The 848-nt window shown below is 58.5% G+C and carries 1 pseudogene; it reads right to left on the minus strand.

Annotation, left to right across the window (positions count from 1 at the left end):
* Nucleotides 1-822, minus strand: a pseudogene (gene ftsZ / locus ACIPIZ_RS24135) (cell division protein FtsZ); the annotation flags it as partial.
* Nucleotides 823-848 lie beyond the last annotated feature (26 nt).

Here is an 848-nt window from a genome sequence, read left to right on the forward strand (position 1 = left end):
GTCAGGACCGGCGGTGATGTTCACCAGGATGCCGCGTGCGCCTTGCAGGTTCACGTCTTACAGCAGCGGGTTGCGGATTGCCGCTTCGGTGGCTTCACGTGCACGGTTCGGACCGCTGGCGCAGCCAGTGCCCATCATCGCCATGCCCATTTCGCTCATCACGGTACGCACGTCGGCGAAGTCGACGTTGATCATGCCCGGACGCTTGATGATGTCGGAGATACCGCGAACGGCACCGGCCAGTACATCGTCAGCCTTGGCGAAAGCCGACAGAAGGCTGGCGTCTTTACCGAGGATGGTCAGCAGCTTCTCGTTAGGAATGGTGATCAACGAGTCGACGCTTTCCGAGAGCATACGGATGCCTTCGTCGGCAATCTGCATACGCTTGCGGCCTTCGAACGGGAACGGACGCGTTACGACAGCAACGGTCAGAATGCCCATTTCCTTGGCCACTTCGGCGATGATCGGCGCAGCACCGGTACCGGTACCGCCGCCCATGCCAGTGGTGATGAACACCATGTTGGTGCCCTGCAGGACTTCGGCAATGCGCTCACGGTCTTCGAGAGCGGCCTGACGACCTACTTCAGGGTTGGCGCCAGCGCCCAGACCTTTGGTCACGCCGGTGCCCAGTTGCAGGATGGTCCGCGCGCCGATGTTTTTCAGCGCTTGAGCATCAGTGTTGGCGCAGATGAATTCAACGCCTTCGATGTTGCTCTTGACCATGTGATTGACAGCGTTGCCGCCGCCTCCGCCTTCTCCGATTACTTTGTTTAGAGGGCGTGCGGGGTTGTGGTCTACTAGTTCGAACTTTTTGCCTCTGATTACATTCTCTAGTTTTTTTGCATACT

Source organism: Pseudomonas sp. NPDC087690 (assembly GCF_044743175.1).
Lineage (GTDB): Bacteria > Pseudomonadota > Gammaproteobacteria > Pseudomonadales > Pseudomonadaceae > Aquipseudomonas.